Genomic DNA, 15,613 nt, shown 5'->3' with positions numbered 1-15,613 from the left:
TCCCGGGTCGGCGCCACGACGGCGTTGCCGTCGTGGCTTGCCCGGGACGACAGTGGAGGTTTACCGCACCAGGATGTTGCGGAACTGCCAGGGATCCGACGTGTCGATATCCTCCGGGAAAAGCCCCGGGCGGTCGTTCAGCGGGGTCCAGTCGGTGTAGTAGCCCTTCACCGGGCCGAGATAGGGCGACTGGATCTCGAGGCAGCGGCGGAAGTCCATCTCGTCGGCCTCGACGATGCCGGCGGTCGGGTTTTCCAGCGCCCACACCATGCCGGCGAGCACGGCGGACGAGACCTGCATGCCGGTCGCGTTCTGGTATGGCGCGATGCGGCGGGTCTCCTCGATCGAGAGCTGCGAGCCGTACCAATAGGCGTTCTTGCCGTGGCCATAGAGCAGCACGCCGAGCTCGTCGATGCCGTCGACGATCTCGTTCTCGTCGAGGATGTGCCACTTCCCCTGCATCTTGCCGGTGGCGCCGAAGATCTCGTGCAGCGACAGCACGGCGTCATTGGCCGGGTGATAGGCGTAGTGGCAGGTCGGGCGATAGACGACCTTGTCACCGTCGCGCACGGTGTAGTAGTCGGCGATCGAGATCGACTCGTTGTGGGTCACCAGGAAGCCATATTGCGCGCCCGGCGTCGGACACCACGAGCGCACGCGGGTGTTGGCGCCCGGCTGCAGCAGATAGATCGCAGCGCCGCAGCCCTCGGTGTGGCGTCGGCCGTTCTCCGGCATCCATGTCTCGTGCGTGCCCCAGCCGAGCTCGGCCGGCTGCATGCCCTCGGAGACAAAACCCTCGACCGACCAGGTGTTGACGAACACGTCCATCGGCTTCGGGTTCCTGGAGCGCTGGGTGTCGCGCTCGGCGATGTGGACGCCCTTGACGCCGAGCTTGTGCATCAGCTGCGCCCAGCCCTCGCGGCTCTTCGGCTCGACGATCTCGGTCTTGGTGTCCTTGGCGATGTCGAGCAGCGCCTGCTTGACGAACCAGGAGACCATGCCGGGATTGGCGCCGCAGGTGGAGACGGCGGTGGTGCCGCCCGGGCTCTTGCGCCGGGCGGCGAGCAGCGTCTCGCGCAGCGCGTAGTTGGAGCGCTGCTCGACGCCCATCTGCTTGTCGAAATAGAAGCCGGCCCACGGCTCGACGACGGTGTCGATGTAGAGCGCACCGATCTCGCGGCACAGCGTCATGAGGTCGACAGAGGAGGTGTCGACCGACAGGTTGACGCAGAAGCCCTGGCCGCCGCCTTCGGTGAGCAGCGGCACCAGCAGATCGCGGTAGTTGTCGCGGGTCACGCCCTGCTGGATGAAGCGGACGCCATGCTTCTTCGCCAGCGCGCCGTCGTCATGCGGATCGATGATGACGAAGCGGCTCTTGTCGTAGTCGAAATGGCGTTCGATCAGGGGCAGGGTGCCCTTGCCGATCGAGCCGAAGCCGATCATCACGATGGGGCCGGTGATCTTCGCGTGGATCTGCGAGCTCATGAATGGTTCTCCGCGAAAGGTGCGTGGGATGGATGGATTCAGGCGGCGCGCCGCCTTCAGACGCTGCGCCGCTTTTAGGTGCTGCGCCGCTTGGCCGTGACCTCGATCTCGACCTTCATCTCGGGCTTGAGCAGGCCTGCGACGACCACCATCGTGGCTGCCGGACGGATGTCGCCGAGCACGTCGCCGCAGACCGCGAAATGGGCGTCGGCGTCGTTGACGTCGGTGAGGTAGTAGGTCGCGCGGACGATATCGGCCATCGCGAAGCCGCCCTCCTGCAGGGCGGCGGCGATGGTCTTGAAGCAGTTGCGTGACTGGCTCGTGACATCGGCCGGCATCGTCATGGTGGCGTAGTCGTAGCCGGTGGTGCCGGCGACGAAGGCGAAGTCGCCATCGATGACGGCGCGGCTGTAGCCGAAGCTCTTCTCGAACGGTGATCCGGTAGAGATCAGACGGCGGGACATGGCGGACCTCGTGATGGGATTTTCGGGGGTTAAAGAGCTTTTGCTGCACCTGCGCAACCCCTGAGGGGCTGCTGCGGCGTTCGTTGCCGGAATGCCTAACGCAGGCGGGTGACGTCAGGTCCGGCGGGCGGCGTGCTGCTCCAGCGCCGCACCACGATGTCGCGGACGATCATGATCCCGAGCAGGATCAGCAGGAGCGTCGGCAGCAATGTCCGCCGCCGCGGCGCGTGCCCGTCGCGGGCAGTTACGCCGCGCATGATACCAGCCGCTCCTTGCGGCCGCGGCGAGCCTTCCGCTCCCGGGCGCCGGTGGCGAGGATCGGGCCTGCGGCGCCATCGAGCGCGCCTTCGACCAGCGCGAGCCCGAGCAAGCGCTCGTGCGCGAACGGGCCGGGCAGCTCCAGCTCAGCGGTCTGCGCGACCGAGAAGCCGAAGCGGGCGTAATAGGGCGCATCGCCGAGCAGGATCACGGCGCCATGGCCGCGCGACGCCGCGATCATCAGCGCGGCGTTCATCAGCGCAGCGCCAACGCCGAGGCTGCGCGCCTCACGCGCGACCGCCAGCGGTCCCAGCATCAACGCATCGCGTCCGCCGGCGCTGACGTGCCACAACCGCAGCGTTCCCACCAGGGCGCCGCCGCGCACCGCCGACAAGGCGAGGCCTGCGGCGGGCGCGCGTCCGTCGCGCAGGCGCTGGCAGGTGCGCTCATGGCGGTTGTCGCCGAAGCAGGCATCCAGCAGCGTCTCGCGCGCCGCGACGTCGGAGGCACGCTCGCTGCGGATCACGAACGGAGCGGCAGTCCGAGCAGGCGCAGTCGAAGGGATGCGAAAAGCGGTCATGGCACGTCAGTCCCCGGCCTGCGCCGCGAGGCTTTCGCCCGCGCGCAAACGCGTGATGTCAGATTGAAGGTGTCGGTCTATCGCTCCCTCCCCCGCTTGCGGGGGAGGGTCGGGGTGGGGGCAGCCCCACCCGAAGCTTCGCGTCGTCTCACCCGCAAGCGGGTGGCGAAGCAAGCCGGATCAGATGTGATAGGTCTTCAGCGGGGGGATGCCGTTGAAGGCCACCGACGCGTAGGTCGACGTATAGGCCCCGGTCCCCTCGATCAGCACCTTGTCGCCGATCGAGAGCGTCACCGGCAGCGGATACGGCAGCTTCTCGTACATCACGTCGGCCGAATCGCAGGTCGGGCCGGCGAGCACGCACGGGGTCATCTCCGCGCCCTCATGCGGGGTGCGGATGGCGTAGCGGATCGACTCGTCCATCGTCTCGGCGAGACCGCCGAACTTGCCGATGTCGAGATAGACCCAGCGCAGCTCGTCCTCGTCGCTCTTCTTCGAGATCAGCACCACTTCTGACTCGATGATCCCGGCATTGCCGACCATGCCGCGGCCCGGCTCGATGATCGTCTCCGGGATCTGGTTGCCGAAATGCTTGCGCAGCGCACGGAAGATCGAGCGGCCGTACTGCACGACCGGCGGCACGTCCTTCAGGTACTTGGTCGGGAAGCCCCCGCCCATGTTCACCATGGTCAGGTTGATGCCGCGCTCGGCGCAGTCGCGGAACACCGTCGAGGCCATCGCCAGCGCGCGGTCCCACGCCTTCACCTTGCGCTGCTGCGAGCCGACATGGAACGAGATGCCGCACGGCTCCAGGCCGAGCCGCTTGGCCAGGTCCAGCACGTCGACCGCCATCTCCGGATCACAGCCGAACTTGCGCGACAGCGGCCACTCGGCGCCGGCGCAATCGTACAGGATGCGGCAGAACACCTTGGCGCCGGGCGCTGCGCGCGCGATCTTCTCGACCTCGGCGGCGCAGTCGACCGCGAACAGGCGGATGCCGAGCGCATAGGCGCGCGCGATGTCCCGCTCCTTCTTGATCGTGTTGCCATAGGAGATGCGGTCCGGCGTCGCACCGGCGGCCAGCGCCATCTCGATCTCGGCGACCGTCGCCGTGTCGAACGACGAGCCCAGCGAGGCGAGCAGCGACAGCACTTCCGGCGCCGGATTGGCCTTGACCGCATAGAACACGCGGCTGTCCGGCAGCGCCTTGGCGAAGCTCATGTAGTTGTCGCGCACGATCTCGAGATCGACCACGAGACAGGGCTCGTGGTCCAGACCTTCCTCGCGGCGGTTGCGCAGGAATTCCCGGATACGTTCGGTCATAGCACCCTCCAAACGGTCCCAGCGACGAGACCCGTTCAAAATGATCCCGACACGGGTGCCTTGGCGTTGCCGCCCGATGGAAAGGCGACAAAACCTCGAACCCGTAGCCGAATTGTGCTGCCGTGGATTGGTTGGGGATTTCCCGCCCGCACACCTGGCAATGAAGGACAAGCCTTTTCAGTAGCCCGCGCCGGCTTTGGACTGCCGGTAGAGACCAAAAAAGCCCGATCCGTCGTTGCTTTAAGTCGCGTCCCCCGTTGAGAGCGGGGTGCGCCGGTTCGCCTCCGGCTGCCAGTCACGGTTGCAAAAGATGGGGTGACCTTCAGCGGCATCTCTTGAGAGAGATGCTGGGCTTTCGGAGCATGACGATCTCGATCGAACTGATCTTGATCGCAACGATCCGAGGGCCCCTCGGTTCCTCATCCCTTGGCGGCTGTCCGGCCTCTTGTCCGGATACCTACCGACTGACACACGACCACAGGCACGTGCGAAATTGGGCAGAAGCGGAAATAAGCGTTTTGAATTTCGTTCGCAAGGAATTTTTGGGCGCCGGGAAAGATTTCCCTAATCTGTGCTTACGCGACACACATGCTGCGCAGATGTCTGAACGAACGTTAAGCGAGCTTAAAGTTTCGTAACGCGTTCACCCTTGCAGGACAGTGTTTTCGCGTGACTCACGCGCGCCTGGTGAACGGCTCGATGCGCTGCGCGCCACGGATGAAGCCGATCATCACGAACACGCCGATCGCGAACAGCACGGCCTGAACGATGTGCGCGCCGCCATCGCCGAGCCCGAACAGAATCGCGAGCGCCCAGCCGCCGGCGAAGGCCGCACCGAACACTTCGGCACCGATCAGGATCGCCGCCGAGATGACGGTGATCACGGTCGGCCAGGCGATCTGGCGGCCGGCTTTGGAGGTGGTCTCTGCGTTCATGGTCCAGGGTCCTGTTGCGGGCCGCAATCTCTCCGAAAAGGCCCGGCCCTTCAAGGGGAAATGACCCAAAAAGGGCCGGCTCCGTGGTATGAGGGGCGCATCGAACTTCCGGGAGAGGACGGACCCCAGCCGATGTCAGACACCACCGCTGTGATCGACGCCCAGACCAATCCGCTGCTCGTGGCCTGGGAGACCCCGCACCAGACACCGCCGTTCGACGCGATCAGGCCCGAGCACTTCCTGCCGGCCTTCGAGCGCGCCTTCGCCGACCACGCCGCCGAAATCACCGCCATTACCCATGACCCGGCCGAGCCGGACTTCGCCAACACCATCACGGCGCTGGAGCGCTCGGGAAAGCTGCTGTCGAAGGTCGCGGCTGTCTTCTACGATCTGGTGTCGGCGCATTCGAACCCGGCGATTCTGGAGATCGACAAGGACGTGTCGCTGCGGATGGCGCGGCACTGGAACCCGATCATGATGAATGCCGTGCTGTTTGGCCGCATCGCGCTGCTCTACGACAACCGCAAGGACCTCAAGCTCACTGGTGAGGAGCAGCGGCTCCTGGAGCGCACCTACACCCGCTTCCGCCGTGCCGGCGCCGGCCTCTCGGACGATGACAAGGTACGGATGGCCGAGATCAACGAGAAGCTCGCCCAGCTCGGCACCACCTTCAGCCACCACGTGCTCGGCGACGAGCAGGACTGGTACCTCGAGCTCGGCGAGGACGACCGCGCCGGACTGTCCGAGAGCTTCGTGGCTGCTGCCAAGGCTGCGGCGGAAGAGCGCGGCATGCCCGGCAAGACGATCGTGACCCTGTCGCGCTCCTCGGTCGAGCCGTTCCTGCAGAGCTCTGCCCGCCGCGACCTGCGCGAGAAGGTGTTCAAGGCCTTCACCGCGCGCGGCGACAATGGCAACGCCAACGACAACAACGCCGTCATCGGCGAGATCCTGTCCTTGCGCGAGCAGGCCGCCAAGATCATGGGCTTTCCGAACTTCGCCGCCTATCGCCTCGAGGATTCCATGGCGAAGACGCCGGAGGCCGTGCGCGGGCTGCTGGAGCGCGTCTGGAAGCCGGCGCGCGCCAAGGCGCTGGCCGACCGCGATCAACTGCAGGAGATGATCACGGCGGAGGGCGGCAACTTCAAGCTCGCGGCCTGGGACTGGCGCTATTACGCCGAGAAGCTGCGCCAGGCGAAGGCCAACTTCGACGACGCGGCGATCAAGCCGTATCTTTCGCTCGACAACATGATCGCAGCCGCCTTCGACTGCGCCACGCGGCTGTTCGGCATCACCTTCGCCGAGCGCAAGGACATCCCGGTCTGGCATCCGGACGTCCGGGTCTGGGAGATCAAGGACGCGGGAGGCCGCCACAAGGCGCTGTTCTATGGCGACTACTTTGCCCGCTCGTCGAAGCGCTCCGGCGCCTGGATGACCTCGCTGCGCGACCAGCAGAAGCTCGACGGCGACACCGCGCCCTTGATCATCAACGTCTGCAATTTTGCGAAAGGCGCCGACGGCCAGCCGTCGCTGCTGTCGCCGGACGACGCTCGCACCTTGTTCCACGAGTTCGGCCACGGCCTGCACGGCATCCTGTCCAACGTGACCTATCCCTCGCTATCTGGCACTGCGGTTTTCACCGATTTCGTCGAGCTGCCGTCGCAGCTCTACGAGCACTGGCAGGAGCGTCCCGAGGTGCTGCAGACCTTCGCGCGCCACTACCAGACGGGCGAGCCGCTGCCGCAGGACCTGCTCGAGCGCTTCCTGGCCGCGCGCCGCTTCAACCAGGGCTTTGCCACCGTCGAGTTCGTGTCCTCGGCGCTGATCGATCTCGAATTCCACACCCAGCCGGCGGCGGCGTCGAAGGACGTGCGTGCGTTCGAGCGGGCCGAGATGGAGAAGATCGGCATGCCGCCCGAAATCGCGCTGCGCCACCGGCCGACTCAATTCGGCCATATCTTCTCGGGAGACCATTATGCGGCGGGCTATTACAGCTACATGTGGTCGGAGGTGATGGATGCGGATGCCTTCGGCGCCTTCGAGGAAGCCGGCAACATCTTCGATCCGGCGGTCGCCAAGCGGCTCCACGACAATGTCTACGCCTCGGGCGGCTCGCTCGATCCGGAAGCGGCCTACATCGCCTTCCGCGGCCGCGAGCCCGAGCCCGACGCGCTGCTGCGCCGGCGCGGTCTGCTCGACGTTGCCAAGGCGGCTTGAGGTGAAGAGGATGGCACTGGTCCGGTTCGTCTTCGCTGCGCTGACGCTCGTATTCGGCGCGAGCGCGGCGAGCGCCCACCCGCATGTCTGGGTCACCGCGAGCAGCGAGCTGCTCTATGCGGCCGATGGCTCGGTGACCGGCGTGCGCCACGCCTGGACCTTCGACGACATGTTCGCGACCTACGCGCTGCAGGGCCTCGAGACCAAGCAGAAGGGCGTCTACACCCGCGAGGAGCTGGCGCCGCTGGCGCAGACCAACGCCGAGTCGCTGAAGGAATATGCCTACTTCACCTTCCTCAAGGCCGACGGGCGCAAGCAGAAGCTCGAGGACCCCGTCGACTATTACCTCGAATACAAGGACACCAAGCTGACCCTGCACTTCACCCTGCCGCTGAAGGCGCCGGTGAAGACGAAGCAGCTCCAGGTCGAGGTCTACGATCCCAGCTATTTCATCGATTTCCAGATGGCGGAGAAGGATCCCGTCACGCTGGTCAGCGCTCCCTCGGGCTGCAAGTTCGGCCTGGTGAGACCGAGCGACGGCGGATCCGTCGCGCAGACCATGAACGAACAGACATTCCTGAGCGGCGGGGCGAACGCCAATTTCGGAATGAACTTCGCCAACAAGATCTCAGTGGAATGTCCATGACGCCTCGCCCCAGCTCCGCTCGACCGCTCCTGACCTGCGTTGCGATCCTCGCAGCACTCGTCGCCGCCGACGCCGCCTCGCATGCGCTGCTCGCCAAGCCGCCGTTCGGCGCACCGGCCGAGCCACAGGTCGGCGGCATCGTCGGCTGGCTGCTCGCCAAGCAGTCGGAGTTCTACCGCCAGATGTCGGGGGCGATCCGCTCGGCCAAGGAAGACGGCTCGGCGGTGTGGTGGCTGCTGGCGATCTCGTTTGCCTACGGCATCTTTCATGCTGCGGGCCCCGGTCACGGCAAGGCGGTCATCGCGTCCTATCTCGTCGCCAACCAGGAGACGGCCAAGCGCGGCATCGTGCTGTCGTTCGCCTCGGGCCTGATGCAGGCGCTGGTCGCGGTCGTCATCGTCGGCATCGGTGCGGTGGTGCTCAATGCCACCGCGGCCACGATGTGCAGCGCCGAAAAGGTGGTGGAGATCGCGAGCTACGGCCTGATCGCGCTGCTCGGCGCGCGCCTGGTCTGGGTCAAGGGCGCGGCGTTCCTGCGCACCTGGCAGCCGGCGGCGCCGGCACTGGCGCTGGCCGGAGCGCCAGCGGCCGCCGCGGTCCCGCCCGCTCAGGGCGACGCGCATGATCATCAGCATCGTGCGCATCATCATGACCATGATCACCATGGTCACGACCACCACGGCCACGATCATCATCACCACGATCATGCGCACGCCCATGCTGCGGCGGCGCATGGTCACGCCGCTCACGATCACGTCCACCACGATCACGTTCACGGCGATGATTGCGGTTGCGGCCATTCCCACGGGCCCGCGCCGAGCGAGCTCGCCGGTCCCGGCGGCTGGCAGCGCGGCTTTCAGGCGATCTTCGCCGCCGGCATCCGCCCGTGCTCGGGCGCGATCCTTGTTCTGGTGTTCGCCTTGGCCCAGGGCATGTTCTGGGCCGGCGTCGCCGCGACCTTCGTGATGGGCATGGGCACGGCGGTGACCGTCGCGACCATCGCGGTGCTCGCCGTCGCCGCCAAGGACGTCGCCCGCCGGCTCAGCGCCGGCCGCGAGGGCGGCGGCGCCCTGATCATGCGCGGCCTGGAATTCGGCGCCGCCGGTCTGGTGCTGCTCTTCGGCGCGGGCTTGTTGCTGGGCTACATCGCGGCGGAACGCACGACCTGCTTCTGAGCGGCGCGGGCTCCGTTCCTGGCCTCGCGTTGGTCACTGCGTGCTGGATGCCCCGCTTGCGCGAGGCATGACAGCGGTGAAGGTTGGCCGCGATCGCGCAGCAACAATTGTGTCGTCCCGGGCAAGCCACGAGCGCGCGATAGCGCGGTCGTGGCGCCGACTCGGGACCCATACCTTCCGCCGCGGGGTTTGATAGGCGATTGGAGGTAGTCCCCAGGGCAGATGAGGCCCACCTCGGCATTGTCAAAGGCCATAGAAGCCAGCGCCTGTTTGACACACGCCCCGCGCGAAGGTCTGCTTCAGGTCAATTCGGCTCCGGCGCGGAAGCCGGCGCAAAGCGTGCGCACGACGTTGCGGGCCATTTTTTCGCTTGGCAGATTGGCCGCGACGGCGGCTGCCACATGAGCGGGATGGACGAACACGGTGATTGCGTCGCGCACAACGCCCGCGGCAGCCTCGATATCATCAACTCGAATCTCGCCGCGCTTCTTTGCATCAGCCAGAATGCGGGCGATAAGAGCAGTCATTGCTCGTGAGTAAGCGGCGATGATCTCCGGCCGCTCTTCCACAATTCGGCGGTATAGGCCGTAAACCTCGGCATCCGCAGTGAACCGCTCCCGCTTGCGGGCATGCAGCGCGAGCACCAAGCCCTCCAGACGCTCCGCGAAAGGTCCTTCCGCCTCGACAAAGCGGCTTGCCATCTCCTCCTCATCACGCATCGCCTCGACAACCAGGGCATCGAAAATGTCAGCCTTGGAGCGGAAGTGGCGATAGATCGTCGTGTGCGAAGTGCCGAGAGCGCGGGCGATGTCGACGACGTTGGTCTTGGCCTCACCATGGCGGCGCACTTGGGCGCGCGCGGTGTCGAGGATCTGCGCCCGAAACGAAATTTCTTCGGTAGAAGAATGGGTTGCGGGTATGGTTGTCTTCGATTCCATCGTTCGGAAAGAATACTAGAACTCTCCGATGCATGCAAACGAACAGATTATGAAATATGTTCGTTGACTTTTGAACGAGGCGGCCACAAGGTTGGGTCATCCAGCTCAAGGAGGTTCGCCATGACTGCTCCCGCCACGCCATCCGACCAGCACCGCGTCGCTCTCGTGACTGGTGGCTCCGGCTTTGTTGGCGGCCGCCTGATTACGCATCTCCTCGTGGGGGGGTGGCAGGTGCGGGCGCTGGCCCGAAGCGCGGAGAGCGAGGCGCAAGTCAAGACACTCGGAGCAACGCCCGTACGCGGCGAACTCAACGACGAACAAGCGTTGCGAAAGGCGATGACAGGATGCGAGGTCGTGTTTCATGTCGCCGCGCACTTCAAGCTTTGGGGCAACCAGGAGATTTTCGACCGGATCAACGTCGAGGGCACGCGCGCCGTCGTGAACGCGGCCGCAGCGACGGCCAGCGTGCGCCGCCTGGTTGCGGTGAGCGCTGCGGCCGTGGTCATGGGCGATCCCGAACCGATGTTGAATGTCGACGAGAGCCTGCCGCTGCAGGTCCGTGCCTTCTCGCCCTACGGATCTTCGAAGGCCGAAGGCGAGCGCGTGTTGCTGGCAGCTAATGGCATGCGTCCCGGCCTGGAGACCATCGCGCTGCGGCCGCCATTTATCTGGGGAGGCAGAATGCCAACTCTCGATCACATGGTAGAGACCGTGAACGCAGGCCGGTGGCAGTGGGTCGCTGGAGGCACGCAGGCCATGTCGAGCTGCCATGTCGATAATTTGTGCGACGCGCTGATTCTCGCCGCAGATCGGGGCCGGGGGGGCGAAGCGTATTTCATCGCCGATGCCGAGCAGAGCACCTTGAAAAGCTTCATCTCGTCTCTGCTTGCCACTCGTGGGATAATCGCTGCGGACAAGTCCGTTCGTTTCGGAATAGCCTGGACCATGGCCGGCCTCATGGGGGCAGCGTGGCGTGCAATGCGCCTCAAGGGCGAGCCGCCGATCACGCGCCAGATGTTACGCCTTATCGGCAAGCCATTCACTATCAGCACCCGCAAGGCTCAGACCGAGCTGGGCTATGCGCCCCGGATCACCATGGACGAAGGGTTGGCCGCGATGCGGCAGCCTGAGTCCAAGCTCGCCAGTTCGTCCGCCCATCGGGGCGAACGTCGCGCGAGCGTCGTCTCTGTATGATTGAGGCGCCGGGTGGGGGTATCTACTTCGTAGGCGACACGGGCTTCAGTGACGGAAGCACCTTCAGAGAGGTGGCCCGGGCGCATCCGCAGTTGCGGTTGGCATTGCTGCCCGTGGGCGCCTACGCGCCGCGCTGGTTCATGAAAGACCAACACATGAACCCGGCCGAGGCGGTCGAAGCGTTCCGGCTGTGCGGCGCGCGGCAAGCGGTTGGTCATCACTGGGGTACGTTCGTCTGACCGACGAAGGTTACGATGAATCTCCCAGAGAATTGGCTTCAGCGCTTCGACGCGCCGGGCTGGCACGATCGTTCGTAACGCTCATGCCAGGCTCCATCGTCAACGAGGCCGGGACGGCGGCGAAGGTGTAGCTGCAGTGTTACCATGCCCCTGCGGCCGCAGCGCGCGTCCCAGCGCCATCAGCGGGAAGTAGTGCCGGTACATGCCGTAGCGGAGCATGAAGGCGCGGGACAGCTCAGGGCCCTGCATCAGCCGCTCCTGCAAAGTGGGATCGGTCAGCTTGATGGTCTGGCCGACGCCGTAGCCGGGGAAGCCGGTGCCGGTGAATTCCGGCTCGTCCCAGGTGCCGGCCGACTGGCGCTCGACCAGCCAGGTGCAGCCGTGCTCGATCGCCTCCTTGTCCTCAGGGCGGTTGACGGCGAGCAGCGCCATCAGCGCCCAGGCGGTCTGCGACGCCGTGGTGGTGCCGCGGCCGACCGCGCTGACATCCATGTAGGAGGCGCAGCTCTCGCCCCAGCCGCCGTCCGGCTGCTGATGCGCGACGAGCCAGTCGCAAGCGCGGCCGATATAGGGTTGCGTCATGTCCTCGCCGATCGCGGCCAGCGCCGGCAGCACCGCGCCGGTGCCGTAGACGTAGTTGACGCCCCAGCGGCCGAACCACGGGCCGCTCGGCTCCTGCTCCCGTCGGATGTAGTCGAGCGCGCGCACCATGGCCGGATGATTGCGCGAGATGCCGAGCTTGCCGAAAGCCTCGACGATGTGGGCGGTGACGTCGACCGACGGCGGATCGAGCGCCTCGCCGTAGTCGCAGAACGGAATCTTGGTCAGGATCTGCTGGTTGTTGTCCTTGTCGAAGGCGCCCCAGCCGCCGCCCTGGCTCTGCATGCCGATCAGCCAGTCGACGCCGAGCTGGATGGACTCGTCGATGCCCTTGGCCTGCCATTTGGGATCATGGCGCAGCGGCGCCAGCGCGATCAGCGCCACGGCGGTGTCGTCCGTGTCGGGATAGTAGTTGTTGGCGTATTCGAACGCCCAGCCGCCGGGCTTGACGTGCGGCAGCTTCATCGACCAGTCGCCGGGCACGCGGACCTGGCGGTCGAGCACCCAATTGACCGCCTTGTCGACGGCTTCGGGGTAGTCGCCGAGCACGCCGGCATCGTCGAAGGCGAGCAGGGTCAGGATCGTGTCCCACACCGGGCTGTTGGTGGCCTGGATGTAGGTGGCGTCGCCGACATCGACCCGCCAGCCGGGATCGTTCAGGGCATCGAGGCCCTTGGCGAGAACGGGGTGGTTGAGCGGATAGCCCTCGGCGTAGAGCGCCATCAGGCCGTAGATCCAGGGCGGCTGGATGCCGCCCCAGGCGCCGTCGAAATCCTGGTGGCGGATCATCCATTCCAGCACGCGGCTGGTGGCCGCGGGCCGGAACAGGCCGAGATTGAGCTTGTTGCCGAGGTTCTGCAGGGCATGCAGCACCTTGTCGGCGCCGCGGAAGAACTTGTCCCAGCCGCCGGCATTGGCCTTCACCGGCAGCTCGTAGTCGAACGCGTTGCGCCCATGCGGAAACAGCGCGTCCAGCCGGTTCTCGGGCGGCAGCGGCCGGCTCGGCCGCCGCGCCGACAGCACCGCGATCGGCATCAGGGTGGCGCGTGCCCATTGCGCGAAATTGTAGATCGAGAACGGAAACCAGAGCGGAAACCAGATCACCTCGGGCGGGATGTTGGGGGTCTTCTCCCACGGCCATTCGCCGATCAGCGCCAGCCAATAGCGCGTGAACACGCGAATGTTGCGCAAGCCCCCCTTGGCCTCGATCCATTCGCGGGCGCGGCGCACCGGCGGCTCGTCGTCGCGGAAGCCGAGCGAGCGCAGCGCGGCATAGGCCTCGACGGTCGCGTTGATGTCACCATTGGGGGCGCCGAAATAGACCTGCCAGGCGCCGTCCGGGCGCTGGCTGTCGAGCAGCGACTGGCCCAGGCGCTTGCGCAGCGGATGCTCCTCGAGCCCCATGAACCACAGCGCCAGGCACCATTGCGCCTCCATGCAGGCGTTGGATTCGGCGCGGCCGACCCAGTGGCCGTCCGGCTTCTGGTTGGCGATCAGCCAGTCCGAAGCCGCCCGTACCGTCGATTGCAGGGCGGTCTGGTAATTTCCCGGGTCGCGCGGCGCGCGCGCGGAAGCCGAGCTGGTCAAAGTCATCATGATCCCTCTGGCGGCTCGATAGCGCCGCTGCAGCCGTCGAATTCACCCCGCCCTATAGGGAATTTCGCCGTCAAATCCAATCAACTGGCCGGAGCAGACCGGATCAAAGCGGAAACGAAAAGCGTACGGACCGAGGTCTTCAGCGCTCGTGGTTAGCACCTCGGCGGGGACAGGGATGTGACACCGCTCACGCGCGGGGACCGCGGCTTCCGCTCAAACCGGCAGGTAATTGCGCAGCAAAGGCAGGAAGAAGATGCCGACGGTGATCAGGAAGCCGATCGCCCACAGGATCGAGCGCAGCGACGGCCGATCGCCGACGTAAGTCAGCACATAGGCGATGCGCACGATCAGGAACAGCACCGACAGCTCGTTGATCAGGTTCTGCGGCGCACCGCGGAACTCGGCCAGCAGCACCGCGGCGGCAAAGAACGGGAACGCCTCGATGCCGTTCTGATGGGCGCCCAGCGCCCGCTCGCGGATGCCGCCGGCGTAGAAGGCGGGATCTCGCGGCCGGGCGTTGTCATAGCGCCCGGCACCGTCGACGCTGATCCATTTCGCCGGCACGATCGTTAACAGGTAGAGCATCACGCTGGCGAAAATGCACAATTCGGCAATCGTCATGGCTCCTCCAGCCCGATGACATCGGTGAAATGGCCCTTATCTTGACAATGTCGAAACAAGCCGCCAAGCCACGCCCTTCAGCAGTCACGGGCATCATGACCGCCGCCATCTCTCTGGACAATGCCAGGCCTGTCGACGTCAGGCCGTTGCCGGCCGCGAGCACGTCACGTGTCGGCGTGCTGCTGGTCAATCTCGGGACGCCGGATACGGCGGACGCCGCCGGCGTGCGGGTGTATCTGAAGGAGTTCCTGTCCGACCGCCGCGTCATCGAGGACCAGGGCCTGTTGTGGAAGATCATCCTCAACGGGATCATCCTCAATGTCCGGCCGCGCAAGAAGGCGAAAGACTACCAGTCGATCTGGAACACCGAGAAGAACGAATCGCCGCTGAAGACGATCACGCGCGCGCAGAGCGAGAAGCTCGCCGCCAGCATCGCCGATCGCAGCCACGTCATCGTCGACTGGGCCATGCGCTACGGCAATCCGTCGATCAAGGCTGGCGTCGATGGTCTCATGGCCAAGGGCTGCGACCGCATCCTGGTGGTGCCGCTCTATCCGCAATATTCAGCCGCGACCTCGGCGACCGTGTGCGACGAGGCGTTCCGCGTGCTGACCGAGCTGCGCGCGCAGCCGACGCTGCGGGTGACGCCGCCTTATTACAACGACGACTTCTACATCGAGGCGCTGGCGGTCTCGATCGAGGATCATCTGAAGACGCTGGCGTACAAGCCCGAGCTGATCGTGGCCTCGTTCCACGGCATGCCCAAGGAATATGTCGACAAGGGCGATCCCTATCGCGAGCAGTGCGTCGCCACCACCGAGCTGCTGCGCAGGCGGCTCGGCATGGACGACACCAAGCTGCTGCTGACCTTCCAGTCGCGCTTCGGCTTCTCGGAGTGGCTGCAGCCTTATACCGACAAGACCATCGAGAAGCTCGCCAAGGACGGAGTCAAGCGCATCGCCGTGGTGATGCCGGGCTTCTCCGCCGACTGCCTGGAGACGCTGGAGGAGATCTCCGGCGAGAATTGCGAGATCTTCAAGCACAATGGCGGCGAGGAATTCTCCGCCGTGCCGTGCCTGAACGACAGCGCGCCCGGCATGGAGGTGCTGCGGCAGCTGGTGCTGCGCGAGCTGCAGGGCTGGTTGTAAAGGGCTGGCTCTGAGCCGTCGGCGGTATTGCCGGCCCGCTAGGTGAGCCGCCCGCCGGCGCAAGTCGGACGACCGTCCGCGCCTCGAAAATACTTTCCTGAACCGCCCCTAGCGGATCCCCGACAAAATCATGCAGTAATCCCTAGATCGTGATGGCTGCAGAGGCTGGTGAGGGGACGATCGTCTCCTCCCTTGGA

Annotated in this window: 15 protein-coding genes; 6 read left to right on the top strand and 9 right to left on the bottom strand. The window is 65.7% G+C overall.

Annotated features, from left to right (window positions below):
* Positions 1–60: 60 nt before the first annotated feature.
* The 6 genes from QW868_RS02775 to QW868_RS02750 form a co-directional block, all read right to left on the bottom strand.
* On the bottom strand, positions 61–1,485 hold the full coding sequence (locus QW868_RS02775) for a homospermidine synthase (RefSeq protein WP_316229868.1): 1,425 nt from the start codon (positions 1,483–1,485) through the stop codon (positions 61–63).
* A 74-nt stretch (positions 1,486–1,559) separates the two neighbouring features.
* Positions 1,560–1,949 carry a RidA family protein gene (locus QW868_RS02770; protein WP_316229867.1) on the bottom strand — a complete coding sequence of 130 codons (390 nt, stop codon included), beginning with the start codon at positions 1,947–1,949 and terminating at the stop codon, positions 1,560–1,562.
* Between the two features lie 95 nt (positions 1,950–2,044).
* Entirely contained in the window at positions 2,045–2,206 is a 162-nt protein-coding gene (locus QW868_RS02765) for a hypothetical protein (protein ID WP_315772381.1), read from the bottom strand.
* Positions 2,194–2,787 carry an N-acetyltransferase gene (locus tag QW868_RS02760; protein ID WP_316229866.1) on the bottom strand — a complete coding sequence of 198 codons (594 nt, stop codon included), beginning with the start codon at positions 2,785–2,787 and terminating at the stop codon, positions 2,194–2,196. Before QW868_RS02760 ends, QW868_RS02765 begins: the two co-directional genes overlap by 13 nt.
* A gap of 180 nt (positions 2,788–2,967) precedes the next feature.
* Positions 2,968–4,110, bottom strand: a complete 1,143-nt coding sequence (locus tag QW868_RS02755; RefSeq protein ID WP_315777663.1) for a type III PLP-dependent enzyme — start codon at positions 4,108–4,110, stop codon at positions 2,968–2,970.
* 674 nt (positions 4,111–4,784) lie between these two features.
* A complete protein-coding gene (locus QW868_RS02750; RefSeq protein WP_315716541.1) occupies positions 4,785–5,045 on the bottom strand; it encodes a hypothetical protein in 261 nt (86 codons plus the stop codon).
* Positions 5,046–5,177: 132 nt separating this feature from the next.
* On the opposite strand from QW868_RS02750, the gene QW868_RS02745 reads away from it, so the two are divergent.
* Genes QW868_RS02745 through QW868_RS02735 form a run of 3 tightly spaced genes read left to right on the top strand, consistent with a single transcriptional unit; the run spans position 5,178 to position 9,080 of the window.
* On the top strand, positions 5,178–7,259 hold the full coding sequence (locus tag QW868_RS02745; protein WP_315779182.1) for a M3 family metallopeptidase: 2,082 nt from the start codon (positions 5,178–5,180) through the stop codon (positions 7,257–7,259).
* A gap of 10 nt (positions 7,260–7,269) precedes the next feature.
* On the top strand, positions 7,270–7,905 hold the full coding sequence (locus tag QW868_RS02740) for a DUF1007 family protein (RefSeq protein WP_315779180.1): 636 nt from the start codon (positions 7,270–7,272) through the stop codon (positions 7,903–7,905).
* Positions 7,902–9,080: a nickel/cobalt transporter gene (locus QW868_RS02735; RefSeq protein WP_315779179.1), complete on the top strand. Its 1,179-nt coding sequence runs from the start codon at positions 7,902–7,904 to the stop codon at positions 9,078–9,080. Before QW868_RS02740 ends, QW868_RS02735 begins: the two co-directional genes overlap by 4 nt.
* 299 nt (positions 9,081–9,379) lie before the next feature.
* On the opposite strand, the gene QW868_RS02730 is transcribed toward QW868_RS02735, so the two are convergent.
* Positions 9,380–10,018 carry a TetR/AcrR family transcriptional regulator gene (locus QW868_RS02730; RefSeq protein ID WP_316229865.1) on the bottom strand — a complete coding sequence of 213 codons (639 nt, stop codon included), beginning with the start codon at positions 10,016–10,018 and terminating at the stop codon, positions 9,380–9,382.
* Between the two features lie 120 nt (positions 10,019–10,138).
* Between QW868_RS02730 and QW868_RS02725 the strand changes: the two genes are divergently transcribed.
* A complete protein-coding gene (locus QW868_RS02725) occupies positions 10,139–11,212 on the top strand; it encodes an NAD-dependent epimerase/dehydratase family protein (protein ID WP_316229864.1) in 1,074 nt (357 codons plus the stop codon).
* A complete protein-coding gene (locus QW868_RS02720; protein WP_316229863.1) occupies positions 11,209–11,451 on the top strand; it encodes an MBL fold metallo-hydrolase in 243 nt (80 codons plus the stop codon). Before QW868_RS02725 ends, QW868_RS02720 begins: the two co-directional genes overlap by 4 nt.
* Before the next feature lie 99 nt (positions 11,452–11,550).
* Here QW868_RS02720 and shc read toward each other — a convergent pair whose 3' ends face one another.
* On the bottom strand, positions 11,551–13,644 hold the full coding sequence (shc, locus tag QW868_RS02715) for a squalene--hopene cyclase (protein ID WP_316229951.1): 2,094 nt from the start codon (positions 13,642–13,644) through the stop codon (positions 11,551–11,553).
* A gap of 216 nt (positions 13,645–13,860) precedes the next feature.
* Entirely contained in the window at positions 13,861–14,268 is a 408-nt protein-coding gene (locus tag QW868_RS02710; protein WP_316229862.1) for an MAPEG family protein, read from the bottom strand.
* A 95-nt stretch (positions 14,269–14,363) separates the two neighbouring features.
* Between QW868_RS02710 and hemH the strand changes: the two genes are divergently transcribed.
* The gene (gene hemH, locus QW868_RS02705) at positions 14,364–15,416 is read left to right on the top strand and encodes a ferrochelatase (RefSeq protein ID WP_315777656.1); all 1,053 of its coding nucleotides are present in this window, start codon (positions 14,364–14,366) and stop codon (positions 15,414–15,416) included.
* Positions 15,417–15,613 lie beyond the last annotated feature (197 nt).

Origin of the sequence: Bradyrhizobium sp. SZCCHNR1051, from assembly GCF_032489615.1 — a bacterium.
GTDB lineage: Bacteria > Pseudomonadota > Alphaproteobacteria > Rhizobiales > Xanthobacteraceae > Bradyrhizobium.
This window is presented reverse-complemented; position numbering and strand designations above follow the sequence as displayed.